Source organism: Streptococcus sp. HMSC077D04 (assembly GCF_001808785.1).
GTDB lineage: Bacteria > Bacillota > Bacilli > Lactobacillales > Streptococcaceae > Streptococcus > Streptococcus mitis_BX.
In genome coordinates, this window is sequence record NZ_KV794549.1 from 57,884 (window position 1) to 82,598 (window position 24,715).

The 24,715-nt window shown below is 40.3% G+C and carries 23 protein-coding genes, 2 pseudogenes and 2 other annotated features; of the genes and pseudogenes, 11 read left to right on the forward strand and 14 right to left on the reverse strand.

The features are described 5' to 3' along the window. Positions 1-61 precede the first annotated feature (61 nt). From HMPREF2701_RS10155 to HMPREF2701_RS10175, 5 genes and pseudogenes are all read left to right on the forward strand, one after another. Positions 62-1,206: pseudogene (locus tag HMPREF2701_RS10155) on the forward strand (low temperature requirement protein A). A gap of 544 nt (positions 1,207-1,750) precedes the next feature. Further along, positions 1,751-2,182 carry an Rrf2 family transcriptional regulator gene (locus HMPREF2701_RS10160; RefSeq protein ID WP_020900380.1) on the forward strand — a complete coding sequence of 144 codons (432 nt, stop codon included), beginning with the start codon at positions 1,751-1,753 and terminating at the stop codon, positions 2,180-2,182. Between the two features lie 92 nt (positions 2,183-2,274). Next, the gene (locus HMPREF2701_RS10165; protein ID WP_061590427.1) at positions 2,275-3,279 is read left to right on the forward strand and encodes an NADP-dependent oxidoreductase; all 1,005 of its coding nucleotides are present in this window, start codon (positions 2,275-2,277) and stop codon (positions 3,277-3,279) included. Between the two features lie 13 nt (positions 3,280-3,292). Continuing rightward, positions 3,293-4,131: pseudogene (locus HMPREF2701_RS10170) on the forward strand (alpha/beta fold hydrolase). A gap of 1 nt (position 4,132) precedes the next feature. Next, a complete protein-coding gene (locus HMPREF2701_RS10175) occupies positions 4,133-5,008 on the forward strand; it encodes an SDR family NAD(P)-dependent oxidoreductase (protein ID WP_061590426.1) in 876 nt (291 codons plus the stop codon). 358 nt (positions 5,009-5,366) lie between these two features. Here HMPREF2701_RS10175 and mgaSpn read toward each other — a convergent pair whose 3' ends face one another. Continuing rightward, positions 5,367-6,845, reverse strand: coding sequence for a virulence factor transcriptional regulator MgaSpn (gene mgaSpn, locus HMPREF2701_RS10180; RefSeq protein ID WP_061590425.1), 1,479 nt, complete (start codon positions 6,843-6,845; stop codon positions 5,367-5,369). Between the two features lie 377 nt (positions 6,846-7,222). Here mgaSpn and HMPREF2701_RS10185 point away from each other — a divergent pair, with 377 nt between their 5' ends. The 5 genes from HMPREF2701_RS10185 (at position 7,223) to HMPREF2701_RS10205 (ending at position 9,153) form a co-directional block, all read left to right on the forward strand. After that, positions 7,223-7,459 (forward strand): GlsB/YeaQ/YmgE family stress response membrane protein, encoded by a 237-nt coding sequence (locus HMPREF2701_RS10185; RefSeq protein ID WP_061590424.1) that lies wholly within the window; start codon positions 7,223-7,225, stop codon positions 7,457-7,459. Between the two features lie 78 nt (positions 7,460-7,537). Beyond that, complete coding sequence (gene amaP / locus HMPREF2701_RS10190; RefSeq protein WP_033688244.1) at positions 7,538-8,110, forward strand: alkaline shock response membrane anchor protein AmaP; 573 nt, start codon at positions 7,538-7,540, stop codon at positions 8,108-8,110. Between the two features lie 11 nt (positions 8,111-8,121). Next, a complete protein-coding gene (locus HMPREF2701_RS10195) occupies positions 8,122-8,292 on the forward strand; it encodes a DUF2273 domain-containing protein (protein WP_000455064.1) in 171 nt (56 codons plus the stop codon). Positions 8,293-8,322: 30 nt separating this feature from the next. Continuing rightward, on the forward strand, positions 8,323-8,919 hold the full coding sequence (locus HMPREF2701_RS10200; RefSeq protein ID WP_000064108.1) for an Asp23/Gls24 family envelope stress response protein: 597 nt from the start codon (positions 8,323-8,325) through the stop codon (positions 8,917-8,919). Between the two features lie 30 nt (positions 8,920-8,949). After that, positions 8,950-9,153 (forward strand): CsbD family protein, encoded by a 204-nt coding sequence (locus tag HMPREF2701_RS10205; RefSeq protein WP_000109959.1) that lies wholly within the window; start codon positions 8,950-8,952, stop codon positions 9,151-9,153. 419 nt (positions 9,154-9,572) lie between these two features. On the opposite strand, the gene HMPREF2701_RS10215 is transcribed toward HMPREF2701_RS10205, so the two are convergent. Then, positions 9,573-10,028, reverse strand: a complete 456-nt coding sequence (locus HMPREF2701_RS10215) for a GNAT family N-acetyltransferase (RefSeq protein ID WP_070483002.1) — start codon at positions 10,026-10,028, stop codon at positions 9,573-9,575. Positions 10,029-10,098: 70 nt separating this feature from the next. Between HMPREF2701_RS10215 and HMPREF2701_RS10220 the strand changes: the two genes are divergently transcribed. Continuing rightward, positions 10,099-10,758 (forward strand): prepilin peptidase, encoded by a 660-nt coding sequence (locus HMPREF2701_RS10220; protein WP_070483005.1) that lies wholly within the window; start codon positions 10,099-10,101, stop codon positions 10,756-10,758. On the opposite strand, the gene trpA is transcribed toward HMPREF2701_RS10220, so the two are convergent. From trpA to HMPREF2701_RS10285, 12 genes are all read right to left on the reverse strand, one after another. Then, positions 10,730-11,506 carry a tryptophan synthase subunit alpha gene (gene trpA, locus HMPREF2701_RS10225; RefSeq protein ID WP_061590421.1) on the reverse strand — a complete coding sequence of 259 codons (777 nt, stop codon included), beginning with the start codon at positions 11,504-11,506 and terminating at the stop codon, positions 10,730-10,732. The genes HMPREF2701_RS10220 and trpA overlap by 29 nt on opposite strands. Then, the gene (gene trpB, locus HMPREF2701_RS10230) at positions 11,499-12,722 is read right to left on the reverse strand and encodes a tryptophan synthase subunit beta (RefSeq protein ID WP_070483008.1); all 1,224 of its coding nucleotides are present in this window, start codon (positions 12,720-12,722) and stop codon (positions 11,499-11,501) included. The genes trpA and trpB (HMPREF2701_RS10230) overlap by 8 nt, the downstream gene beginning before the upstream one ends. Beyond that, positions 12,700-13,299: a phosphoribosylanthranilate isomerase gene (locus HMPREF2701_RS10235; protein WP_070483011.1), complete on the reverse strand. Its 600-nt coding sequence runs from the start codon at positions 13,297-13,299 to the stop codon at positions 12,700-12,702. Before HMPREF2701_RS10235 ends, trpB (HMPREF2701_RS10230) begins: the two co-directional genes overlap by 23 nt. Next, a complete protein-coding gene (trpC, locus tag HMPREF2701_RS10240; protein ID WP_070483014.1) occupies positions 13,286-14,053 on the reverse strand; it encodes an indole-3-glycerol phosphate synthase TrpC in 768 nt (255 codons plus the stop codon). Before trpC ends, HMPREF2701_RS10235 begins: the two co-directional genes overlap by 14 nt. Then, entirely contained in the window at positions 14,050-15,054 is a 1,005-nt protein-coding gene (gene trpD / locus HMPREF2701_RS10245; RefSeq protein WP_070483015.1) for an anthranilate phosphoribosyltransferase, read from the reverse strand. The genes trpC and trpD overlap by 4 nt, the downstream gene beginning before the upstream one ends. A gap of 10 nt (positions 15,055-15,064) precedes the next feature. Then, positions 15,065-15,631, reverse strand: coding sequence for an aminodeoxychorismate/anthranilate synthase component II (locus HMPREF2701_RS10250; RefSeq protein WP_070483018.1), 567 nt, complete (start codon positions 15,629-15,631; stop codon positions 15,065-15,067). Further along, positions 15,628-16,989 (reverse strand): anthranilate synthase component I, encoded by a 1,362-nt coding sequence (gene trpE / locus HMPREF2701_RS10255; protein WP_061590415.1) that lies wholly within the window; start codon positions 16,987-16,989, stop codon positions 15,628-15,630. Before trpE ends, HMPREF2701_RS10250 begins: the two co-directional genes overlap by 4 nt. A gap of 377 nt (positions 16,990-17,366) precedes the next feature. Continuing rightward, positions 17,367-17,598: a binding site (T-box leader), on the reverse strand. After that, positions 17,589-18,767: a tryptophan synthase subunit beta gene (gene trpB / locus HMPREF2701_RS10265; protein WP_023946054.1), complete on the reverse strand. Its 1,179-nt coding sequence runs from the start codon at positions 18,765-18,767 to the stop codon at positions 17,589-17,591. (Overlaps the previous feature by 10 nt.) A 65-nt stretch (positions 18,768-18,832) precedes the next feature. Continuing rightward, positions 18,833-19,064 (reverse strand) — a binding site (T-box leader). Between the two features lie 34 nt (positions 19,065-19,098). After that, positions 19,099-20,328 (reverse strand): DegT/DnrJ/EryC1/StrS family aminotransferase, encoded by a 1,230-nt coding sequence (locus HMPREF2701_RS10270; protein WP_061590414.1) that lies wholly within the window; start codon positions 20,326-20,328, stop codon positions 19,099-19,101. 42 nt (positions 20,329-20,370) lie between these two features. Continuing rightward, complete coding sequence (locus HMPREF2701_RS10275; protein ID WP_061590413.1) at positions 20,371-21,063, reverse strand: sugar transferase; 693 nt, start codon at positions 21,061-21,063, stop codon at positions 20,371-20,373. 130 nt (positions 21,064-21,193) lie between these two features. After that, complete coding sequence (locus tag HMPREF2701_RS10280) at positions 21,194-22,936, reverse strand: ABC transporter ATP-binding protein (RefSeq protein ID WP_061590412.1); 1,743 nt, start codon at positions 22,934-22,936, stop codon at positions 21,194-21,196. Then, complete coding sequence (locus HMPREF2701_RS10285) at positions 22,926-24,671, reverse strand: ABC transporter ATP-binding protein (RefSeq protein WP_070483020.1); 1,746 nt, start codon at positions 24,669-24,671, stop codon at positions 22,926-22,928. The genes HMPREF2701_RS10280 and HMPREF2701_RS10285 overlap by 11 nt, the downstream gene beginning before the upstream one ends. Between the last annotated feature and the right edge of the window lie 44 nt (positions 24,672-24,715).

Consider the following 24,715-nt stretch of genomic DNA (forward strand, 5'->3'; position numbering starts at 1 on the left):
TTTTTTTTATTACCATTTTCTGTTATAATAAATTGTACTTCTAAAATAGAAAGGTCTTAAGATGACAACTCTTATTAAACATAAACGTGTAGAATTTTCAGAACTTTTTATGACCTAGTTTTTGTTTTTGCAATTTCAAAAGTAACTACTTTAATTGACCATCTTCATAACGGTATTTTGACTTGGAATTCTTTCCTTGATTTTTTCATTGCTACTTTGTTTCTCATCGATTCCTGGATGATTCAAACCGATTATACCAATCGCTATGGAAAGAACTCTTTATTTAACATAGTAATCATGTTTATCAAAATGGGAATTTTACTCTTTATAGCCAATATGATTGGACCTGATTGGCAACAATATTTTCATTATCTCTGTTGGGCTATTGGTACATTAACCCTTACCTTATTTTTTCAATATTTGGTTGAATTTTTTAGAAAATCAACCGATGATGCTAATCGGGAAAGTATCAAAGGTTTTCTATGGATAACAGGTCTAGGAAGTTTAGGATTCTATCTAGCAGCTCTTCTTCCTATTTACCTTAGAGTCTATATCTTATTTGCTAGTATTCTGCTAACATTTATTATGCCAAGTATCTTGCTTAATAAAGATAAGCATTACCAGGTAAATCTCCCCCATTTAATCGAGCGTATCTCCCTTCTTGTCATTATTATGTTTGGAGAGATGATTACGGAGCTAGCTAACTTCTTTACAATCGAGAATTTCTCGATTTATTCGGTTCTTTATTTCATTATTATGATTTCTCTGTTCTTGTTTTATTTTGGTCAATTCGACCATGCTATTGATGAAAAATCTAATCAAAAGGGACTATTTCTAATTTACAGTCACTATCCTATTTTCATTGGACTTATGATGATGACTGTATCGATGAGTTTTCTTCAGAATCCTGAAGCTAATCGTCTCTTTGCAACCAGCTTCTCTTATATCGGATTTGGCCTCTTTCAAGCTGCTGTCCTAGTAAATGGGCCCTATAACAAACACTATCTTCGCTATTCGAAAAGTTACTACTGTGTCCAAGCGACACTCTATCTGGCTGCCTTTATTCTCTCTTTAATCTTTGCTTCTAATCCTATAATAGTAGTGAGTATAACAACCATTTTAGCTCTAGCTATAGCCATTCATTTTATTTATTTTTATATGACACAGAATAAAAAATATTCCAAATCTAACTGGGAGTTATTTTAATGAGTTTATAACATTAAAAAGCTTTGGGAACCAAGGCTTTTTTTCATTAATTTGTTTTTCCATTTTATCCTCCGATTTGAACTCGCACTGACATTTATTTATAACAAAACTATATATCTAGAATAGCATAATCATTAGGTATTATAGGTTTTCAAACCAAATACGAGTCATTCGTTTTTGCCCTACTTTTGCCACGTTTTTAAAGCCTGACATTGAAAACACCTAGAAGTATTTCCCTAAAATCAGCTATATTTCAACATTTTTGTTTATTTTCAATATGAAAAGTTCTTACAAATTCATGTAGGGGGCATCTAATACAACAGGAAAAGCCTTGAGTAAAGGCTTTTTTTCGTATCTGTTCTACTTTTGTTCTACCAATGGATAGTAAAGATATAATTTTGTAAACACCCTTTCCAAACAAATCTGATATGATGACACTCTTCAAAAAATTTTTTAAAATTTAAAACAAAAGTCTTGCTTTTCTTTTAATCCATGATATACTTGTTCTTGTACCTGATACAAGTTTATTAAGAGAGGGATTCAGATGGATACAAAATTCTCAGTTGCTTTGCATATCTTAACAATGATTAGTGAAAGCAAGGAAACCTTAAGTTCTCAAGCACTAGCTATTAGTGTTGGGACTAACGCTAGTTACATTCGAAAGGTGATTGCCTTATTGAAAAATGCAGATTTGATTCATTCACATCAAGGAAAAACAGGCTATCAACTCAGTAAGTCTCCAAAGAAAATGACTTTACTAGAGATCTACTATGCTACTCAAGAAATCAATCACATTAGTTTATTTCCTGTTCATCAAAATAGTAATCCCGATTGTCCCGTTGGAAAACATATCCAAAGAGCAGTTTCACCGCTTTTCGCTAGTGCCGAATCTCAATTAGAAAAGGAATTAGCAAATCAAACTTTAGAAGATGTCATTGACAATCTATATAAACAAGCTAAACAAGTCCGAAACTGATTTGATAACAAGTCAGTTTTTACTGGAAACAACATATACTTGTATTAGATACAAGTATATCTAATCGTATTAAAAAAGAAAAGAGAAAACACATGAAAGTTGCACAACATACTACTTATAACAAAAAGAATATCACACTAAACATCACAGAAATCGCTAAACCAAGTATTACAGACAAACAAGTCTTGGTGAAAGTCACCGCAGCCGGGGTTAATCCTCTCGATAACATGATCTCTCGTGGTGAGGTTAAGATGATTGTTCCTTACAAACTTCCTCAAACTGCAGGTAATGAGGTCGTTGGAATCGTTGAAAGCATTGGCAAGAAAGTTAACAACTTTCAGGTAGGAGATCGTGTCTTTGGCCGTCTGCCACTTGATCATATCGGAGCCTTTGCAGAATACGTAGCTGTCGATAGCCAAGCCTTAGCCAAGGTTTCAGACTATCTATCAGACGAGGAAGCTGCTGCTGTTCCTCTTACTGCCTTGACTATCATGCAGGCTCTTGACCTCATGGGCGCTCAAGCTGGGAAAACGATCTTTATTTCTGGTGGTACTGGAGGAGTTGGTGGAATGGCCATTCCGATTGCCAAAGCAAAAGGTTTGAAGGTCATTACCAACGGTTCTGGAGATAGCGCTGAGCGTGTATTGAGCCTAGGAGCAGATAGATTTATCGATTACAAAACAGAGGATTATACAAAAACTGTTAGCCAGGTGGATTATGTCCTCGATACTCTCGGTGGAGCTGAAACTGAAAAACAAATGTCTATCATGAAAAAAGGTGGTCATCTTGTTTCACTTCGTGCCATGCCAAACGGTGCCTTTGCCAAACGCATGAATCTGCCAAAATGGAAACAGATTATTCTTGGCTTAGCAGGTCACAAATTTGATAAGATGGCGGAAAAATATGGCGTCCGCTACCATTTTATCTTTGTAGAAAGCAATGGTGCTCAATTACAAGAGGTAGCTGACCTCTTTAGCAAATTAGAAATCAAACCCTCTATCGATACAGTTTATCCATTTGAAGAGGTAAATAACGCCTTAGACAAGGTAGCTAATGGTCGCGCACGTGGAAAAACAGTCCTCAGCTTTAAGAAATAAAAAGGAAAACACAATGTCATATATTACTACAAAAAATCAATACATCACAGTCGACGGGAACAAAATCGCTTATCGCGAACTCAGTAAAGGAAAATCAAAACTACCTCTTCTGATGCTGGTCCATTTGGCAGCAACCCTCGATAACTGGGATCCTAAACTCTTAGACCTGATTGCTGAAAAACACCATGTCATTGTAGTCGATCTTCCTGGTGTTGGAGCCAGTCAAGGCAAAGTTGCTTCGACGATTCCTGGAATGGCTAAGCAGACAATTGACTTTGTAAAAGTGCTTGGTTACGATAAAATCAATCTCCTTGGCCTTTCTATGGGGGAGGTATGATTGCCCAAGAAATCATCCGAATAAATCCTACTCTAGTCAATCGTTTAATCTTGGCTGGAACAGGACCTCGAGGCGGAAAAGAGGTCGATAAGGTCACAGGGAAAACTTTTAGTTTTATGTTTAAAGCTGGACTCGAGCGCATCGATCCTAAACGCTATATCTTCTATAATCATGATGAACAAGGGAAAATTGAAGCTTTGAAAGTCCTAGGACGAATGGGGATGAGAACAGAGGAATTTGCGGATAAAGACATGAACGTATCAGGATTCCTAACTCAACTCAAAGCTATCAAACGTTGGGGGAAAGATTCTCAAGACGACCTAAAATTTATCACCCAAGCAACCTTAATAGTCAATGGGGACAAGGATATGCAGGTTCCAACGGAAAATTCTTACGATATGCATGCAAAAATCGAAAATAGTAAGCTGATCATCTATCCAAATGCTGGCCACGGTTCGATCTTCCAATATGCAGACGAATTTTCAACAGAACTAATAGCTTTCTTGGAGGACTAATATGGTCAAAACGATTCTGATTACAGGTGCTACTGACGGTATCGGTAAACATTTGGCAAAGAAATTGGCCAGTGAAGGTCATCATGTTATCCTCCATGGTCGAAATCCTCAAAAACTTGAATTGGCGCTTCAAGAGGTTCGGGCAGTTTCCTTGAGAGGCAGAGTTTCTAACTACTTGGCAGATTTTTCCAAATTAGACGACGTTTATCGATTTGTGGAGGAAATCAAGCGAGACTTTCAAAGTATTGATGTCTTGTTTAACAATGCTGGCCTGTATGCTGGAAAAGAACGAAAAGCGAGTACTGAAAATGTCGAGTTGACCTTTATGGTATCTGTTCTGGTTCCCTATATATTAACAACAGAGCTAAGTCCCTTGTTAGAAAAAATGGCTGACGGCCGTGTTATCAATACTTCTTCCTATATGCATCATTTTGCCAATATCAAGGATTTAGACTTTGGATTTGAAACGAACTACAATCCAGGATTAGCCTACAATAATTCCAAACTTTACACTATTTGGATGACACGTTATCTGGCAAGAGACTTCTTTTTAAGAGATTCAAGCATCACCGTCAATTCTTACCATCCTGGCTTAATTTCAACAAACTTAGGAAATGATTCCAGTGATGAAAAGACGAAAAAGTCTCTCTTTGGACGCTTGATGAAGTCATTTTCCAAAAATCTAGACGAGGGAATCGAAACAGGCTACTATCTTACATTATCAGAAGAAATCACTGGTTTGACTGGCCACTATTTTGATGAGAAGAAAGTGAAATCTGTATCTGAAAAAGGCTATACTTTTGAGAAAGCTCGAGATTTAATTACTTACTGTAATGATAAAATTAAGTTGTTTCAAAATAAGTCCACAATATCTTAACTTTATTATGACTCGACTATCAAGAAAAAGATGATATCAAAACTTATCTATTTTCTATATCCTAAATAATTTGCCCTACTTTTGCCCCGTCTTGAAATAATCACATTTAAAATTACTACAAGTATCTGCTGAAAATCACTTATATTTCAACATTTTTGATTAGTTTCAATATGAAAATCCCATCCAATTTCAATCAGGGAGCATCTAAACAACAGGAAAAAGCCTTGATTCCAAGACTTTTTGCTTATGCTAAACCAAAACATAACAAGTTTTTTAGGATATTCTGAGTCTAATATAGATGAAATTCTTTTCATATAACAAAAACGCTATATAGCGTTCTTTTTGTTATTCTGAATTACTAGTCTAATCGAATAAACATCATGGCATTTAACAAAGATATGAGTGAGACCGTGTTTATATTATTTGAGTAGATCAGTCTCTTATTTTCAATCGGAGGAATAATAAAATTAGAAATGATGATATCATAAGGCGATTCTTCTAAAGATTCCTTTGATAATTCTAATTCAGTCCAAACTTCAAGTTCAAAATTGTTGCTGCAATAATAAGAAAGTGTCTCTGCAACGGATTTTGCATGATACTGATCAAAATTACTCATAACCAGAACCTTCAGCTTGGGCTGATTTTGTAGTAGATTAAGCACCAAATGTTTGGTATGAGTAATGAAGGTATAAGATAGATGATTTACCATCATTGAACTAGAACAAACCTCAAGAGTCTCTAAATAATGAGAAAGCTCTTTTTTTACATCTGAAACAAATTTAGGGAAAATATTTTGAAAATTCCTGATTGTATTCCCTTTTTGATCAAATAAAATAAACTCAGTGGACAACTCTTGACGATACAGATGTGCGGTATTATGCAGATGCCAAATCAGATTATCCTTATTCTCAATCTCAATCTGATACTTGACTGAAATCTGATCAATAGAATCACTCAATAGATGGTAAGATTTTTCAACATAGCTATCCTTTTTTACGCATTTCATAAAGAGACTTTCATCTATGAAAAACATTTTTTGAAAGTAAGACACAAATAATTGGCAAACAACTTCTTCATCTAAAGAGATATTGTATTCTAATTCAAAATTCTTAGCAACACCTTCTATTCCTTCTGCCTGCATTAAAAAATCCAAACTTTGATCGTTAAAAGAGTCTTTCTCTACTTCCATGAAATGACCAAACTTTATTCTATATAGGTTCGTAACTAGGAGCAACTTTAGCATTCTATGAGTTGACAAATTCATTGGAAAGCTTGTTTCCTTATAAACCAATTCTAACAATTGAGATAGGGGCTCTGATGAAAAATTTTCAAATGGCCATTCTAGGAAATAATATTTTTCTGAAAAATATTGTGCAAAAAAGTAACGAATATCTCTCTCATTTCCAATGATTTGAACAGGGGTCAGACTAATTTCAAATTGAAATTGCTTTTTAATCACTTTATTGATTTGGCTAATAATACGATAGAGCGAAGATGAACTGATATAAAATTCTTTACAAATACTTTCGGCTTGACAACCTTCATTAAAGAAGATGAATTCTAAAATCGAAAAATGAGTTGAATGTTTAAAGAAATGATGGTAAACCATTTCAATATCACTATCATCGGTATTAATAATGCGTATACCATTAGTAGAAGAATGAAAAATCAAGTCAGGAAAAGCAGATTTAACATGGGATAGATCATCTTTGACTGCACGTTCTGTACAATTTAATAACTCTGCTAGTTCAGAACGATGAAACCAACGTTTATGTTCAAATAATAATTCTAATAATTCTAATTGCCTATGACTTTTTTTAGATAATAAATCTCTCATGAATGTCTTTCTCTCTTTATAAATTATCGGATTAAACCTCTTGCAATTATACCACAAAGAATAGGTATAACATGCTGTAACGACTTTTACTAAGATCCTTTATTTCGTATAATAACACTACGGAGGCAATATATAAACAATTTTCTTATTTTACCGTCTATTGAGGGCGTGAATACAGAATCAAATTCAAGTCGAAAGATTATATTTTTAATTTTAAAAATTATATAATAGCAACAATCAAAAAAATAATGATTTCTTGATATTAAAATTATATAATAATCAAAATAATTGATTATTTTATATTAAAATTATATAATAGCGATAATCAAAGGAATTGATTTATTTTTTGATATTAAAATAGAAAAGGAGGGTAAGCAATATTGTGGTCAATCATTGCTGGAGGTCTTATTGGACTTGTAGCAGGTAGAATCACTAAAAAAGGTAGTTCTATGGGAATCGTCGCAAATGTAGTCGCTGGTTTAGTCGGGTCATCTGTAGGACAATCCCTTTTAGGTAGTTGGGGCCTATCCATCGCTGGAATGGCTTTGATCCCATCTATTGCAGGAGCAGCAATTGTTGTTACTGTAGTATCATTCTTTACAGGTAAAAAATAATTACTTGTAGTAATAAACTATTTTTAAATAGATTAGACGGGTAAAAATAGTTTAAATGTTAAATCGAAAGGATTGTATATGTCAAAAGCAAAGAAAATATGTTTCATTATTTTCTGTATTTTAATCTTGACAATTTTCCTTCCTGTTTTGATAGATTATCATCAAGTTAGTGATCTAGGCATTCAGCTATTTAGCTGGAGACAGAATCATTTCGTTGAATTTTATCTCTCTAGATATATATTCTGGGGGATAGTGGCTCTATCAACTTTAGTTTTGTTATCGATGTTAGTTGTGTTGTTTTATCCTAAACGTTATTTGGAAATTCAACTTGAAACTAAAAACGATACATTAAAATTAAAGAATTCGGCAATTGAAGGTTTTGTTAGAAGTTTGGTGAGTGATCATGGATTGATCAAGAACCCAACTGTTCATGTAAATTTACGAAAAAATAAATGTTTCGTTCATGTAGAAGGTAAAATTCTTCCTTCGGACAACATCGCTGACAGATGCCAAATAATTCAAAGTGAAATAACTAATGGATTGAAGCAGTTTTTTGGTATTGAGCGTCAGGTTAAACTAGAAGTTCTAGTAAAAGACTACCAGCCTAAACCAAAACCTCAAAACAAAAAGACTGTTAGTCGTGTGAAGTAAGGAAGTAAAAAATGGAATGGCTTAAACAATATCGATATCCAATAATCGCAGGTCTCATAGGCGTATTTCTCGCTTGTTTGATTATCTCCTTTGGCTTCTTCAAAACAATATTTGTATTGATTTTAGGAGCACTGGGAGTTGCAGCTGGATTATATATCGAAAAAAACTATATAGATAAATAAAAATTACTAATTTAATTAAAGGAGTTTCATATGTCAAACGAAAAAAACATTAACACTAACGTAGAAAAGAAAGATGCTACTGCTGTAGCTCACGAAATCAAAGGGGAACTTACTTACGAAGATAAAGTTATCCAAAAAATCATTGGTCTGTCACTAGAAAACGTTTCAGGTCTTTTGGGAATCGACGGTGGTTTCTTCTCAAATCTTAAAGAAAAAATCGTTAACAGCGATGACGTAACAAGTGGTGTTAACGTAGAAGTTGGTAAAACACAAGTCGCAGTTGACTTAAACATTATTGCTGAGTACCAAAAAAATGTTCCAGCTTTATATTCAGAAATCAGAGAAATCGTATCTTCAGAAGTTGCTAAAATGACTGACTTGGAAGTTGTTGAAATCAACGTAAACGTTGTCGACATCAAAACTAAAGAACAACATGAAGCAGACTCAGTAAGCCTTCAAGATCGCGTATCTGACGTTGCTGAATCAACAGGAGAATTCGCTTCAGAACAATTCGAAAAAGCTAAATCTGGTTTCTCAACTGTTCAAGAAAAAGTTAGCGAAGGTGTAGAAGCTGTTAAAGGTGCAGCAACTGGTGTAGTATCTCACGAAAAAACTCGTGTAAACTAAGATAAAATAAATATAACAGGAGAAATTATCATGTCAGTAGAAGAAAAATTAAATCAAGCTAAGGGTTCTATTAAAGAAGGTGTTGGTAAAGCCATCGGTGATGAAAAAATGGAAAAAGAAGGAACAGCTGAAAAAGTTGTTTCTAAAGTAAAAGAAGTTGCTGAAGATGCCAAAGACGCTGTAGAAGGCGCTATCGATGGTGTTAAAAACATATTGAGTGGCGACAATAAATAAGGCTAAAAGTTACTTTATCTTTTTAGTAACATTAGTCAAAAGAGTCTGAGTCAAGATGATTCTCAGAAAACAAAAAGCTAGAGATTTCCAATTGCGGAACTCTAGCTTTTTAATTTTGCCTCTTTCTCTTATTATATTTCAGCAGGTTGTTGACCATGAGTACGAATCCCATGTCAATTCTCACTTTACGCTCACCTCTCAGCTGACATCTCTTATAACCAAGCAAACCTTTATCTGCCCAAAGACAGATTTCATATCAATCTTACGTTTAGCGAAAATTTGTCTACCCTTGGAAGATAAAAGTGCCTGATATTTTTTAGTTTTTAAACACTGGTAACGTTCATTTATATACAGTCCCTTTTGAGGGGCTGATTCAGGTTCATAATCGCAGTCAACGTTGATTTCAAGGCTGTTTGCTTCTATCTCCCCTTTTTCATGATGTATTTTCGTACAGGTGCTTCAACCATTTGAACGATTTCAAATCCTTCTTTTTGATAAAGGTGCTGGGCTGCTTGATTTGCCTCTAAGACATTTAGAGAAATATTATCTATGTCTTCATTCTCAAATGCCAAACTAACAAATTTCCTTAAAGCCTGCCTACCTAAGCCCTGCCCCTGTTTTTGGGGATTGATTAAAAAGCGTCCAATATGTAGATTTCTGTCTTCCAGTCTGATTTTCTGGATAAGGCCGACAAATTCTTGTCCATCAAAGATTGAAAAGCTTCCTTCCAAATCTTGCAAGACTTGAATTGTTAAGGGAAAAGGAATCATTGTTCCCATCCATTGTTCTTGAAAAGCTTGGCCAAGGGAGTTGGACCATTGGCATACGAGCTGAGCACTTTCTGTACTCACCTTTTCTTCAAAACGAATCGTCATCTTGACCTCACTATCTTATCTATATGTTCTCCATTATACTACTTCTTCCATTTTTTACGAATAGATAAGTATGATTGATTTTTATTTTTTTCTTGTCGGGAGCATTCTCGCTTCCTTTCTTGGTTTGGTCATTGACCGTTTTCCTGAGCAATCCATTATCCGACCAGCTAGTCACTGTGATTCTTGTCAGACTCGCTTGCGTCCCTTAGATTTGATTCCTATCCTCTCGCAGGTCTTCAATCGCTTTCGCTGTCGCTACTGCAAGGCTCACTATCCTGTCTGGTATGCCCTTTTTGAATTGGGCTTAGGACTCCTCTTTCTAGCTTGGTCTTGGGGCTGGCTTCCCGTGAGTCAAGTCATCCTAATCACTGCTGGCTTGACCTTGGGCATCTACGACTTTCGCCATCAGGAATATCCCTTACTGGTCTGGGTGACTTTCCACCTAATCCTCATGGCCTGCTCTGGCTGGAATCTTGTTATGTTCTTCTTTCTTGCCCTTGGAATCATGGCTCATTTTATCGATATCCGCATGGGTGCAGGGGATTTTCTCTTTCTAGCTTCTTGCGCTCTCGTCTTTAGTGTAACAGAGTTACTCATCTTGATTCAGTTTGCTTCGGCGACGGGGATTCTAGCCTTTCTCCTGCAAAAGAAAAAGGAAAGACTTCCTTTCGTGCCTTTCCTCTTACTTGCTGCTTGTATGATTATTTTTGGTAAGCTACTGCTTGTTTGATAAAGTCCTCAATCGGCTCTCCCTCGTGGAGAGCTTTTACAATTTTTGAACCGACGATAACGCCATCTGATACCGCATTGAAGCGTTCTACATCGGCTTGACTAGATACGCCAAAACCTGTCAAGACTGGGATATCGGCCACTTGATGCAATTGTGCCAAGTGCTTGTCCAAGTCTGCACGATAATTGCCTGACTTCCCTGTCACCCCATTGATGGCAACTGCATAGACGAATCCTTCTGCCCCTTCAATCAACTCTTTCTGACGCTCAATCCCTGTGGTCAAGCTTACTAAAGGAATCAAAGCAATGTCTGTATCTGCCAAAAATGGTTCTACAAAGTTGGCATGCTCATGAGGCAGGTCTGGAATAATCAAACCCTTAATCGCTGTATCTGCCAAATCTTTGACAAACTTCTCAACACCGTACTGAAAGAGGGGATTGAAGTAGGTCATAATGACCAGTGGAATCTCTGTTTCAATGGTTTTCAAGGTTTCAACCAAAGCCTGAGTAGACGTTCCGCGAGCTAGACTGCGTAAGCCTGCTTCTTCTATAACAGGCCCATCTGCAACAGGATCTGAAAAAGGAATGCCCACTTCAATAGCTGAAACACCCAAATCTTCTAAAAAGCGGATTGTTTCAGCGAGACCATCCAAACCTTTCTCGTGGTCTCCAGCCATGATATAGGGAACAAAAATTCCCTTTCCAGTTGCTTTAATAGTGTTCAATTTTTCTGTTAGTGTCTTAGGCATGAGCTTCTCCCTTCTTTGCTACATCTGCTTCCAAGCGGTCTTTGACTTGAACCACATCCTTGTCCCCACGACCTGATAGACAGACTATCATGGATTTGTCTGGACCGAGTTCTTTGGCCAATTTCACCGCAAAAGCAATAGCGTGGCTAGATTCCAAGGCTGGAATAATCCCTTCCACACGAGACAAGAGTTGGAATCCTTCCAAGGCTTCCTCGTCCGTCACAGGAACATAGCTAGCACGTTTGATATCGTGATAGTGAGAGTGTTCAGGACCGATACCAGGATAGTCCAAACCTGCTGAGATAGAGAAGGCTTCAAGAATTTGACCATGGGCATCTTGGAGCACATCCATGAGAGAACCGTGAAGAACACCAGGACGACCCTTGGTCAAGGTAGCTGCATGGTGCTCCGTATCCACACCAAGTCCAGCCGCTTCAGCTCCATACATAGCTACAGACTCATCTTCTACAAATGGATGGAAGAGACCGATAGCATTAGAACCACCACCAACACAGGCCACTAAAGCATCTGGCAGATCTTGACCTGTCATATCGCGATACTGTTGTTTAGCTTCTCGACCGATGACACTTTGGAAGTCACGAACGATTTTTGGAAATGGATGAGGTCCTAAGGCAGAGCCAAGGATATAGTGGGTATCATCGATATTAGCCACCCATGAACGAAGGGCTGCATTGACAGCATCCTTGAGCACGCGCGAACCATCTGTCACTGACTCAACCTTTGCTCCCAAAAGCTCCATACGGAAAACATTGAGGGCTTGGCGTTTGACATCTTCCTCACCCATGTAGATAGTACATTCCATGTTAAAGAGGGCTGCAGCAGTTGCAGTTGCCACACCGTGCTGACCAGCACCTGTTTCAGCGATAATTTTCTTTTTACCCATGCGTTTAGCCAGAAGAACTTGTCCCAAGGCATTGTTAATCTTGTGGGCCCCTGTATGGTTAAGGTCTTCACGTTTAAGATAAATCTTGGCTCCGCCGATATGCTGGGTCAAGTTTTTTGCGTAGTAAAGAGGAGTTTCACGCCCCACATACTGGCGCAAAAGTTGGTTTAATTCCTCTTGGAAACTTGGGTCTGCCTGACTTTCACGATAAGCCTTTTCCAACTCCAAAACTGCTGTCATCAATGTTTCTGGGACAAAACGTCCACCGAATTTTCCGTAAAATCCATCTTTATTTGGTTCTTGATATGCCATTCTTTACCCTCTCTATAAATCTTCTAATCTTTTCCTGATCTTTTTGTCCATCTGTCTCCACTCCGCTCGATACATCGACTGCATAGGGAGTAAAATGTTGAATTGCTTTTACGACATTGTCTTCATTAAGCCCACCTGCGATAAAGAAGGGCTGAGTTAATCCAGTCGTATCCAGTTGACCCCAATCAAAGGTCTGGCCACTCCCAGCCACAGGAGCATCAAAGAGTAGATAGTCTGCCTGAGAATTAGGCACATGCCCATTTCCATCCACCTGCACAGCCTGAATGCTGGCGCAAGGCAAATTCTCAAACACATCATCCTCCACCTGACCATGAACTTGAACCAAGTCCAAGCCAACTTTGTCAATCGCTTCTAGCAGTTCTGCCCGACTTGGTGAAACAAATACACCAACCTTTTTGACATCCGCAGGAATAAGCTTTGCCAGCTCAGCAGCCTGATCCAAGGTCACCTGTCTTTTACTAGGTGCAAAGACAAAACCGATGTAGTCTGCCCCTGCTGAAACGGCTGTTTCCACCGCTTCTTTGGTCGATAGTCCACAAATTTTAACCTTTGTCAATCTGCAACTCCTTGATTCTCTGGGCTACATCTTCTGCCTGCATAAGAGCTGTCCCTACTAAAATTCCGTTAAAGTATGGCGCTACTCGTTCCGCATCCTGCCCTGTGAAAATAGCAGATTCAGAAATGTAATAGCGTCCTTCCTTAAAGTGCTGGGACAAGTCTACACTGGTCTGCAAGTCGACCTCAAATGTGGTTAAATTGCGGTTATTGACCCCGATAATTTGAGCTCCAAGGCGGTGAGCTACCTCTAGTTCAGCTAGATTGTGAGTCTCCACTAAAACTTCCAGACCAAGTTCCGTCGCGTAGTCATAAAGTTCCTTGAGACGTTCTTCTGACAAGGTGGCCACAATGAGCAAGATGACTGTCGCACCGGCATTGCGAGCACGGATGATTTGCTTTTCATCGATAATAAAGTCCTTGTTGAGCGTTGGAATGTTTACCTGACTGGAAATCTCCCGTAGATAATCCAAATGTCCTTTAAAGAAAACTTCATCTGTCAGAACAGAAATCATCACTGCTCCATTTGCTTCATAAGTCTGGGCCTGTTGCACAATATCCACATCGAGATTGATATCTCCCAGACTAGGGCTAGCCTTCTTGACCTCAGCGATTACCTGTAAACGGTCTTGGTGTTGTTTTAGATAGTCAGCCAAGCGATAGGTCTGGCGCAGGGGCTGGATTTCCTCCAACTCCATCTGCTCGACCTCACGCGCCTTCTGCTCCAAGATTCGTGCTAAAAATTCCTGACTCATTTTTGGTACTCCTGCAACAGTCTAAGTTTTTCAAGGGCCTTGCCACTAGCAATCACTTGACGAGCCAAGGCAACTCCATCCTTGATACTAGCTACCTTACCATTAGCATAGAAACCAAGACCAGCATTTAAGACTGTAGTTTCCAAGAATGGACTTGGTTCATTTTTAAGAACGCTGAGCAAAATTTCTGCATTTTCCTGAGCATTGCCACCACGGATATCTTCGATAGCATAGCGCTCCATCCCTAAATCCTCTGGAGTAAAGCTTGATAAGGTGATTTCGCCATTTTCAAGAAGAGCTATATTGGTTGTTCCATTCAAACCAGCTTCATCCAATCCTTCTGGCCCAGCAACCACGATAGCACGTTTGCGACCCATATTTTTCAAAACTTGAGCTGTACTTTCCAGAAGTTCTGGACGACTAATTCCAAGAAGCTGTGTTTCCAAAGCCATTGGGTGAATCAAAGGACCAGTCAAGTTCATAATCGTTGGAATTCCTAGTTCCAAACGAGCTGGCATGATGTATTTCATTGCTGGGTGCATATTTTTTGCAAAGAGAAAGACGATTCCAGTTTTATCAAAGACCTTACCTAGTTCAGCTGGTTTGAGGTCTAGGTTGATACCCAATGCTTCGAGGACATCTGCAGAACCAGATTTAGAAGAAATCGAGCGGTTACCGTGTTTGGCCATGTGAACACCACCACCAGCCAAGACAAAGGCTGCAGTTGTGGAAATATTAAAACTGAAAGACTTGTCCCCACCTGTACCACAATTGTCCATGGCATCATGAATCTCAGTTGGAATGTGTTGGGCATGGCCTCTCATGACTTGGGCAATGGCTGTGCGCTCTTCAGGTGTTTCCCCCTTCATCTTAAGAGCCAAGAGAAGAGAAGCAATCTGCGCCTCTGTTACACGCCCAGTTACGATACGCTCGATGACATCCGTCATTTCCACACCTGATAAATTTTCAAATTTTGCTAGTTTTTCAATAATCTCTTTCATCCTAGTTTCCTCACTTTACAACCTTCTCGATAAAATTCCGAATAGAAGACAAGCCATCTGGCGTTCCAATGCTCTCTGGATGGTACTGGAAGCCATAAATCGGTAGGTTTTTATGTTGAATTCCCATAATGGCTTGGTCATCAGTCGAACGAGCTGTCACTTCAAATTCTTCTGGCATTTCCTCAATTAAAATACTGTGATAACGCATGACCGCACGGCCATCCTCGATACCTTGATACAAAACAGATGGCGCTTCAAAGTTGATATTACTCTGTTTCCCATGCATGACTTTTGGAGCCAAACCTAACTTACCACCAAAGACTTCTGCAATGGCTTGGTGACCCAAACAAATCCCAAGAATCGGTTTCTTGCCAGCAAAATCACGAATCATATCTTCCATCTTTCCAGCATCAACCGGCCAACCAGGACCTGGAGAAAAGACCAGACCATCTGCTTTTTCAGCTTCTTCATACAGCTTAGGATCATCATTTCTCAAGACCTGAACTTCTGCAAAATTCCCAATGTATTGGGCCAAGTTATAGGTAAAAGAATCATAGTTGTCAATCAATAAAATCATGGTCTTAGTTCTCCAATTCTAGTCATAGATTTTGCTTTGTTAATGGTTTCTTGATATTCGTTTTGGGCGATAGAGTCATAGACAATTCCTGCCCCAGCCTGCACATAGGCTGTTTGATTTTTGAGAATCATGGTTCGGATGGCAATGGCGAAGTCCATATCACCCGTCGCAGACAAGTAGCCGATTGCTCCTGCGTATACACCGCGTTTTTCCGTTTCCAGTTCATAGATCCGTCTCATAGCTCGAATCTTTGGTGCTCCTGAAACTGTTCCAGCAGGAAGTGTTGATTTTAAAGCATCCATGGCAGTGAGTTCTGGAAGCAAACGCCCCTTGACAACACTGGTCAAATGCATGACGTAGCGGAAGAGCTCCACTTCCATATACTTGGTAACTTGGACACTTGCCGTTTCAGAGATGCGACCAATATCGTTACGACCCAAGTCTACCAACATTCGATGCTCTGCTGTTTCCTTTTCATCCGAAAGCAGGTCTGTCGCTAAGGCCTTGTCCTCTTCATCCGTTGCTCCTCTTGGTCTCGTCCCTGCAATCGGATTGGTTGTCACGATGCCATTTTTAACTGAAACTAAACTTTCTGGACTGGCACCGATAATTTGATAATCACCAAAATCATAGAAATAAAGGTAATTAGATGGATTGGTCACGCGGAGATTTCTGTAGAAGTCAAAAGGATTTCCAGTAATCTCTGCTGAGAAGCGCTGACTGAGTACGCATTGGAACATGTCACCATTTCGAATCAAGTCACGAGCTGTTTCTACCATTTCCTCAAACTTCTGAGGAGCGATATGGGGGTTGAAGTCAAGTGGTGATAAATCCAAGTCTTCAAATTCATTTGCTGCAGGAATGCGTAATTCCTCAAGCACTTGGTTCAAGGCTTTTTCCAAGTCTTCTTGACTGCGCTCACTATAAAGCGCATCCTCGATGACATGGATTTTTTCCTTCTTGTGGTCAAAGACCATGTAGCTCTCATAGACAAAGAAATGCATGTCTGGCGTCCCAATTGTATCCTCAGGAATTTGACCAATTTCTTCATAGAGCGAAATCATATCGTAACCCACAAATCCAATGGCTCCTCCACCAAAAGGTAGTTCTGAATGGTGTTGGCTCTTATGAGTCACTTCATAAAGGAAATCCAAAGGATCACGATCAATCACTTGCCCATTTTGATAAAGAACTCCATTTTCAAACTTAATCTCAAAAACTGGATTATAGGCTAGGATAGAAAAACGAGCTGTTTCCTTGTCTCTCGGAATACTCTCTAAAATAACCTTGTGTTGCCCCTTTAGGCGCATATAAGCCAAGATTGGTGATAAGACATCTCCATGAATGATTCGTTCCATTGTAATTTCCCTTTCAGTTCCTTATTTTTAATTTTTTATCTTTTTCTATTTCCCTTAAATAGTGCGGACGGGAGGTAAAATTATCCAGTGGATGATTTTAGAAATCCATGAAATGAAAGACCTAATTTTTGAGCTCCTCGCTCATTCATTTCTAGGCTCAGGCTAAAATAGTTCCCCGAACTATTTTACTCTCAAAAATTCCGTCCTATAGAAGCATATTTGCTTCTATAGGATACTACTATGGCGGGAAATATCTTTTAAAAGCTCACTTCGTTCGCAAATTTTTTGTAGCAATCTATTTAATAATGAACAATAATTTAAAACTAAACAGCTGAACCTATAATAGACATATAAAAATCCCCACGCAAAATAACTTGCGTGAGGACGAAATTCGCGGTGCCACCTCAATTATAGGATTTCTCCTATCTCTCATTCCTGTCTCAGATACCTCCTGTAACAGGCTGTGCGATAAAGGGCACTCCCTTGAGAATTATGTTTTCTTCTCTCGTTTCAGATGGACCCAACCTTACAGCTTTCTCTGCTTGTTTCCAGCAACCACAAGCTCTCTGTGAGAGAAAGGACTGTAATTTTTCCATCTTTTATTTTTTAGCTTCTAGGTAGTCTGCAATCGCAGCTACGTCCTTGTCTCCACGACCAGAGACATTGATGATGATAATGTCGTCTTTACTTAGTTTCGGTGCACGTTTAACTGCTTCTGCGATGGCATGCGAACTTTCAATCGCTGGGATAATTCCTTCTGTCTTGCTGAGGAGGAGCAAGGCTTGAACAGCTTCTTCGTCTGTCGCAGCGACATATTCCACGCGACCTGAATCTTTAAAGTAAGCGTGTTCTGGGCCAACCCCTGGATAGTCCAAACCAGCTGAGATAGAGTAAACTGGAGCCAGCTCTCCATCTTCCTTAAAGACTGCATAGGTCTTCATACCGTCGACAATTCCGATACTACCTTTTGTCATAGTAGCTGCGTGCTTGTCTGTATCAAGTCCATGACCAGCAGCTTCGACCCCAACCAATTTGACTTCTTCATCAGCCACATACTGCGAAAAAGCACCGATAGCATTGGAACCACCACCTACACAGGCAATAACGTAATCTGGCAAGCGTCCTTCTTTTTCTAAGATTTGACGACGAGATTCTTCACTGATGATCTTTTGGAATTCATGAACAATTGTAGGATAAGGATGAGGGCCTACAGCAGATCCCAAAACGTAGAAGGCTTCAAGATCATTCATCCATGCTCCAAAGGCTGCATCAACTGCATCCTTAAGGGTACGAGTTCCAGTTTCAACTGCGTGAACAGTTGCTCCCATCATCTCCATCCGGAAGACATTGAGACGTTGACGCTCCACATCCTCTGCCCCCATGTAGACATCACAGGCCATACCAAACTTGGCTGCAGCTGCTGCTGTCGCAACACCATGTTGACCAGCTCCTGTTTCTGCGATCACTCGTTTTTTACCCATACGTTTGGCAAGAAGTATTTGTCCTAAAACGTTGTTGAGCTTGTGAGAACCAAGGTGGTTAAGGTCTTCACGTTTGAGATAAATCTTAGCTCCACCTAGGTGCTCTGTCAAACTTTCCGCAAAATAGAGCGGTGTTTCGCGACCTGAATAGTCCTTCAAGTAATGACGAAATTCTGCCAAAAACTCTGGATCATCCTTGTACTTATCAAATGTCACTTCCAACTCATCCAACAAAGCCTGAATCGGCTCCGGTACAAAACTACCACCAAATTGTCCGAAATAACCTTTAGTTGTCATAAAATTTTCCTCTTTCTGTATTGATTTCAAGATATGAAAAAGCCCACACACAGAAAATTACTCTGCGTGAGGGCGTTGGTAACGCGGTGCCACCTCAATTATAAAGGGACTATTCCCCTTTACATCTCTGCCTTGTCTAACAACAAGTTGCACTGTAAGGTGTGCGCACCGAATTTTCATTGTTTCAAATTCATTTTTAAAATCAGCCCACTTTCACTACTTCCAACCACCTGTTCACAATCACCACAGGCTCCCTGAAGATCAAAAATAGTTACTTTTCTGATTTGTTGAATTTATTTTAATACTTTGTTTTTTCTTTGTCAAGACTTTTTTACAATTTTTTTGATGAAGCTAGTACTTTTTCAGAAACTATTTTGAAAGTCTCAATGATATAGTCCACTTCTTCATCGCTTAGTTTAGTATGAAGAGGAAGCGTAATTTCATTTTCAAAGAAGGCATAGGCCTTAGGATAGTTCGCCATATCAAAGCCAAGATTCTTATAGGCTGTCAAGAGCGGAAGCGGTTTGTAGTGGACGTTACTTGCAATTCCTGCTTTTGCTAATTCTTGGATGATAAGATTGCGTCCTTCTAAGCTCGCTCCTTCTACATGGGTAATGTAAAGGTGACGTGAAGATTCGACAGTTTCAGTCTTGTGTGCCAAAGGATGGATGCGAGAACCTGCAAAACCACGATCATAGCGGTCCACGATGTCCTTACGACGTTGCAACAAACTTGGATAGCGGTCCAATTGTACCAAACCAAGTGAAGCCATGATATCGGTCATGTTGCACTTGTAGGCTGGTGTGACGATATCGTATTCCCATGACCCCAGTTGCATCTTGGCAAGGGCATCCTTAGTTTGCCCGTGAAGGGAAAGGATTTGGAATTCCTTGTACATCTCTTCGTCGTCAATCGCTGGATTGGCTTTCCAAGTCGCACTTCCTCCCTCAGCAGTTGTAAAATTCTTAACGGCATGGAATGAGAAGGATGTGAAGTCAGCGATAGAACCAGCCGGTTGACCCTTGTAAGTTGATCCCAAAGCGTGGGCACTATCAGAGACAATCACAATACGGTTAAAGGCCTTTTGCCACTTGCTTGAAGCGGTAAAGAGATCACGTTTTTTCTCCACAACTTGGAACAAACGGTCATAGTCGCAAACAATCCCCGCAAGTTCTACTGGGATAATCACTTTAGTTTTTTTAGTGATAGCTTGCTCCAGCAGGTCATAGTCCATCTCAAACGTATCTGCTTGGATATCCACCATGACAGGGGTTGCTCCTACGTGAGTGATGACACTACATGAAGCTGTATAGGTCATGGCTGGAACGATGACTTCATCACCAGGTCCCACTTCCAAAACGCGTAAAATCAACTCAAGAGCGGCAGTCGCAGAGTTAAGACAGACAGTCTTGGGCGTCTGTGTATATTGAGACAAGCGACGCTCTAGTTCTTTTGTCTTAGGACCTGTTGTGATCCAACCAGAACGCAGGGTATCCGCTACTTCAGCAATTTCTGCTTCCGTAATATCGGGTGGTGAAAATGGAATATTGTAATTTGGCATTGATTTGCTCCTTTTATCTGTACTCATTTTCTCATGACTACTTTATTTTAGCACTTCAAACACGGTTTGAAACATGATTTTGATGTCTCCAAGGAAACTAAACTCTCGGAGATAGGCGAGGTTATAGCGCATCTTTTCAGGAAGGACATGTTCGACATAGGCTTGGTCAACTGACAGACCTTTCTCCGTCATTTGACTGATGATGGTGTCCTCATCCTTATAGTTGATGCTGGCTGGAGAGGTAATCCCTGCTGGTAAAAGTAAGGTCGCCATCATTTCAGGGCTATACTGCTCTGTGTAGCGTGGCACTTCAGGTCGTGTACCGACAAAGGACATTTCGCCTTTAAGGACATTGACCAGCTGAGGCAGTTCGTCTAAACGGACACGGCGGATGAAATTGCCAACCTTGGTAATACGACTATCGTTAGCTGAAGTCACCAGACTTCCTTTTTTATCCGCATCCGTCACCATGGTACGGAACTTCCAAATCTTGAACCGACGGTTATACTGGGTCACGCGCTCTTGCTTGTAAATCACTGGTCCCTTGCTGTCCAACTTGATCCAAATGCTCAAGATGAGAAAGATGGGAGAGGTCAGAATCAGTAAGACCAAAGCTAGAACCCAGTCCAAACAACGCTTGAAAATCAGCGAACCCTTCCTTTTAGAGACAAGCTGGTAGTAAGACTCAACCTCGCTTGATTTCATTTCCACGGGCAAGTCTTCCCATTTCAGCATGCTGTTTCTCCTTTGTTTTTATTATACTATTTGTCAACATTTTTCATTATACCACAAAATGGAAAAGGCGGTGAAAGAAATCTGTAATTTGAAGGATTTCCTTCTTATGCTCAATGAAAATCAAAGAGTATTAGGACATGGCCCCCGCCTGCAAGCTATACATCTTGTGATAGGTTCCTCCCAAGGCCAAAAGTTCCTCATGGGTTCCGCTCTCGATAATGCGCCCCTTGTCCAAAACATAGATACAGTTGGCGTCTTGGATGGTAGAAAGACGATGGGCGATAGCAATGGTTGTCCGTCCCTGTCTCATCTTAGCCAGAGAAGCTTGAACCAGACTTTCTGTTTCAGAGTCAATATTAGCTGTCGCTTCATCCAAAATCAAGATTTTAGGCTGACTGGCGACTGTTCTGGCAAAGGCAAGAAGCTGACGCTGACCTGTTGAAAAACTGGAGCCACGCTCGGAAACAGGGGAATCATAACCCTGAGGAAGTTCTTGAATAAAGGAATCTGCATCCACGAAGGCTGCCGCAACCTGGACCTGCTCTTCACTGATATCTTGGTACATGGCGATATTGGACTTAATGGTCCCGTGATAGAGGAAGGGATCCTGCAAGACCAGACCGATGTTTTTTCTCAACTCTTCCTGACTGTAGTTCCTGATATCCACATCATCCAAGAGAACTCGCCCTGACTGGAATTCATAAAAGTGCATGAGGACATTGATAATCGAAGATTTCCCAGAACCTGTATGCCCCACAAAAGCAATGGTCTCACCCTTGTTAACGGAGAAGGAAATATCATCCAGAATCGGATGTTTTCCATCATAAGAGAAACATACATGTTCAAAACGAATATTGCCTTCTTGGATTTTGGCTTGCCCATCATTTTGAAGGGGCTCATAGGTCCTCTCATCAATCAAGGCAAAAACACGACCTGCAGACACCATGGAAGTTTGAAGAGTCGAAAAATTTTGCGTCACTTCAATCAGGGGATCAAAGAGACGATTGATATACTGGATAAAGGCATACATAGTTCCTGCCGTTATTCCCAGATAAAGTCCTCGATAGCCAAAATAGGCCATCAAGACTGCATAACCTAAGAGTTTCAGCAAACTCATGGCAGGGCGCAAAAAGAGGGCATCCAAGGCTACAGAACGGTTGGCATAGACCAAGTGTTCTTGGTTGATTTCATCAAATTCTGCCTGCAGGCGCTTCTCTTGATTAAAGGCCTGGATTATTCTGATTCCCTCGATGTTTTCAGCCAGCTTGCTATTGATATCTGATAAGAGACTTCTAGTTTTTTCAATGATTTTCACTGATTTTTTCCGATAAAGATTGACCAAAAGGAAAATCAAGGGGAGAAAGAGCAATACTAATGCTGTCAAACGAAAATCCAACACCAACATGGTATAAAGGGTTGTCAGAAAGATGAAAACTGCTGAGATAAAGCTAGATAAAATCCCCGAAAACATATCACTGATGGTCTCGGTATCATTGGTCAAACGAGAGACAATCGAGCCTGCTGGTGTCTTGTCAAAATAAGACATGCCCAATTTCTCCATATTGGCAAAGGCATCCCGACGAATATCCCTAACAATACTGTAGGACACGCGCGCAAAGAGAAGATTGCCGACATACTGGACCAGAGTTTGTAGGATATAAAGGCCATAGTAGACCAGCAAAACGGTCACAGCGAGTTGGTTGAGATTGCTGAGATACTGGTCAATAAAGTGGGAAGCCACAAGGGGAATGACACTTTTGATGACCGTCGTCGCTAGGAGAAAGCTGAGCGCCAAAAAGGTCAGGAGTCCATAGGGCTTGAGATAGGACATCAAGCGCTTCAATACAGCCCATTGTTCTTGTTTATTCTGCATCTTCTTCTCCTTTCATTTCCAATTGCTGAGACTGGTAGGTTTGCGCATACCAGCCATCCAGGGCTAGCAAGTCTTCGTGCGTGCCTCGTTCGATGATTTGGCCATTTTGTAGAACCAAGATCAGATCTGCATGGACGACTGCACTGAGGCGATGAGCCGTGATAATGGTTGTCTTGTACTTTCGTGTTTCCTTGAGGTTGTCGATAATCGCATACTCTGTCTTGGCATCCACGGCTGACAAGGAATCATCTAAAATCAAGATATCAGGGTCTAAAATCATAGCCCGACTCATGGCCAGACGCTGCTTTTGCCCACCAGAAAGACTGACTCCTTTTTCACCGATAACTGTATCAAATCCCTGAGGCATGTCTACAATATCTTGGTATACTTGAGCCAGCTTGGTCGCTTCCTCGACCGCTGAAAGGGGTAAGTTAGGATTGCAAAAGCGGATATTGTCTAAAATCGAAGTCGCAAAGAGAAACTGGTCCTGAGGAACATAGCCCATGAGACTGCGAAGGTCTGTCAGACAATAGTCACGAATATCGTGGCCATTCAGATAAATGGCTCCCTTATCCACATCGTATTCACGCAAGAGGAGCTTGATCAAGGACGTTTTCCCAGAGCCTGTCTGCCCGACTAAGCCCAGAGTTTGCCCTTTTCCCAAACTAAAGTGAACATTTGTCAGTGTTTCCTCATTTTCAAATGCAAAACTATCAACGGCATACTCCAAGGATCCGTTTTCAATTCCATCCAAAGGAAACTCAGGGTCTTTTACAGGTGATTCCTGAGACAAAAGTTCCTCAATCCGCTGGTAGGAAACCTTCCCACGCTGAGTGATATTAAAGAGGAAACCGATGGCCATGAGAGGCCAGACCAGCATATCCAAGTAGCTGATAAAGGTGACAAGATTTCCAACCGTGATTTGCTCTTTCTGAACCATCAAGGAGCCGACCAAGAGCGTTAAGACATAGGATGAACCAACAAACAAGAGAACCATGGGGTCAAAGAGACTATCGTATTTCATGGTTTGCAGGTTCTTTTGGAAGGTCAATTCATTGACTGCCTGAAAGGACTTCAACTCGTCCGCCTGATATCCGAAAGACTTGGTCACTTTGATACCTGATACAGACTCCTGTACCTTGTTATTGAGTTCGGAAAAGGTAGCTTGGGATTCACCAAAAGCCTTGTGGGTCTTTCTCCCTAGACGACTGGTCGCATAAGCCATGAAAGGTAAGGGTAAAATGGCAACTAGGGTCATTTGCCACGAAATGCTAAAGAGCATGGTCAACAAGGTCACTAAAGCTGTGATTGAGGCATCCACCGCTGACATAACCCCTCCCCCTGCCAGACGCGTTAAGGCATTGATATCGTTTGTTGCGTGTGCCATCAGGTCCCCCGTCCGATAAGTTTGATAAAAAGCTGGAGACATTTTTGTGAAATGCTCAAATAAGCGAGAGCGCATAATCTGTCCCAAACGGTAGGAAGTCCCAAGAATATACATACGCCAAACATAGCGCAGATAGTACATCCCAAAGGCTGCAAGAAGCAAGTAAAATAGGGCAAGAAGGAGGTCCTGCTGGGTTAATTGCCCCGATGTGATGGCATCAATGACCCTCCCCATAACCATTGGGGGAATGAGGTTGAGGACGGAAACCAAGACCAGAGCCACAATCCCGACTAAATAACGGCGTTTTTCTAACTTGAAAAACCACCAAAGTTTTTGAATAATGGACATAACATCCCTTTCTGATTGCAAATAGAAACCTGAGGCCAAGACCC

Bases quoted from the DNA above. Each gene is read 5' to 3' on its own strand.
- HMPREF2701_RS10160 (WP_020900380.1), top strand. From the start codon at position 1,751: ATGGATACAAAATTCTCAGTTGCTTTGCATATCTTAACAATGATTAGT.
- HMPREF2701_RS10165 (WP_061590427.1), top strand. From the start codon at position 2,275: ATGAAAGTTGCACAACATACTACTTATAACAAAAAGAATATCACACTA.
- HMPREF2701_RS10175 (WP_061590426.1), top strand. From the start codon at position 4,133: ATGGTCAAAACGATTCTGATTACAGGTGCTACTGACGGTATCGGTAAA.
- mgaSpn (WP_061590425.1), bottom strand. From the start codon at position 6,845: ATGAGAGATTTATTATCTAAAAAAAGTCATAGGCAATTAGAATTATTA.
- amaP (WP_033688244.1), top strand. From the start codon at position 7,538: ATGTCAAAAGCAAAGAAAATATGTTTCATTATTTTCTGTATTTTAATC.
- HMPREF2701_RS10195 (WP_000455064.1), top strand. From the start codon at position 8,122: ATGGAATGGCTTAAACAATATCGATATCCAATAATCGCAGGTCTCATA.
- HMPREF2701_RS10200 (WP_000064108.1), top strand. From the start codon at position 8,323: ATGTCAAACGAAAAAAACATTAACACTAACGTAGAAAAGAAAGATGCT.
- HMPREF2701_RS10205 (WP_000109959.1), top strand. From the start codon at position 8,950: ATGTCAGTAGAAGAAAAATTAAATCAAGCTAAGGGTTCTATTAAAGAA.
- HMPREF2701_RS10215 (WP_070483002.1), bottom strand. From the start codon at position 10,028: ATGACGATTCGTTTTGAAGAAAAGGTGAGTACAGAAAGTGCTCAGCTC.
- HMPREF2701_RS10220 (WP_070483005.1), top strand. From the start codon at position 10,099: ATGATTGATTTTTATTTTTTTCTTGTCGGGAGCATTCTCGCTTCCTTT.
- trpA (WP_061590421.1), bottom strand. From the start codon at position 11,506: ATGCCTAAGACACTAACAGAAAAATTGAACACTATTAAAGCAACTGGA.
- trpB (WP_070483008.1), bottom strand. From the start codon at position 12,722: ATGGCATATCAAGAACCAAATAAAGATGGATTTTACGGAAAATTCGGT.
- trpC (WP_070483014.1), bottom strand. From the start codon at position 14,053: ATGAGTCAGGAATTTTTAGCACGAATCTTGGAGCAGAAGGCGCGTGAG.
- trpD (WP_070483015.1), bottom strand. From the start codon at position 15,054: ATGAAAGAGATTATTGAAAAACTAGCAAAATTTGAAAATTTATCAGGT.
- HMPREF2701_RS10250 (WP_070483018.1), bottom strand. From the start codon at position 15,631: ATGATTTTATTGATTGACAACTATGATTCTTTTACCTATAACTTGGCC.
- trpE (WP_061590415.1), bottom strand. From the start codon at position 16,989: ATGGAACGAATCATTCATGGAGATGTCTTATCACCAATCTTGGCTTAT.
- trpB (WP_023946054.1), bottom strand. From the start codon at position 18,767: ATGACAACTAAAGGTTATTTCGGACAATTTGGTGGTAGTTTTGTACCG.
- HMPREF2701_RS10270 (WP_061590414.1), bottom strand. From the start codon at position 20,328: ATGCCAAATTACAATATTCCATTTTCACCACCCGATATTACGGAAGCA.
- HMPREF2701_RS10275 (WP_061590413.1), bottom strand. From the start codon at position 21,063: ATGCTGAAATGGGAAGACTTGCCCGTGGAAATGAAATCAAGCGAGGTT.
- HMPREF2701_RS10280 (WP_061590412.1), bottom strand. From the start codon at position 22,936: ATGCAGAATAAACAAGAACAATGGGCTGTATTGAAGCGCTTGATGTCC.
- HMPREF2701_RS10285 (WP_070483020.1), bottom strand. From the start codon at position 24,671: ATGTCCATTATTCAAAAACTTTGGTGGTTTTTCAAGTTAGAAAAACGC.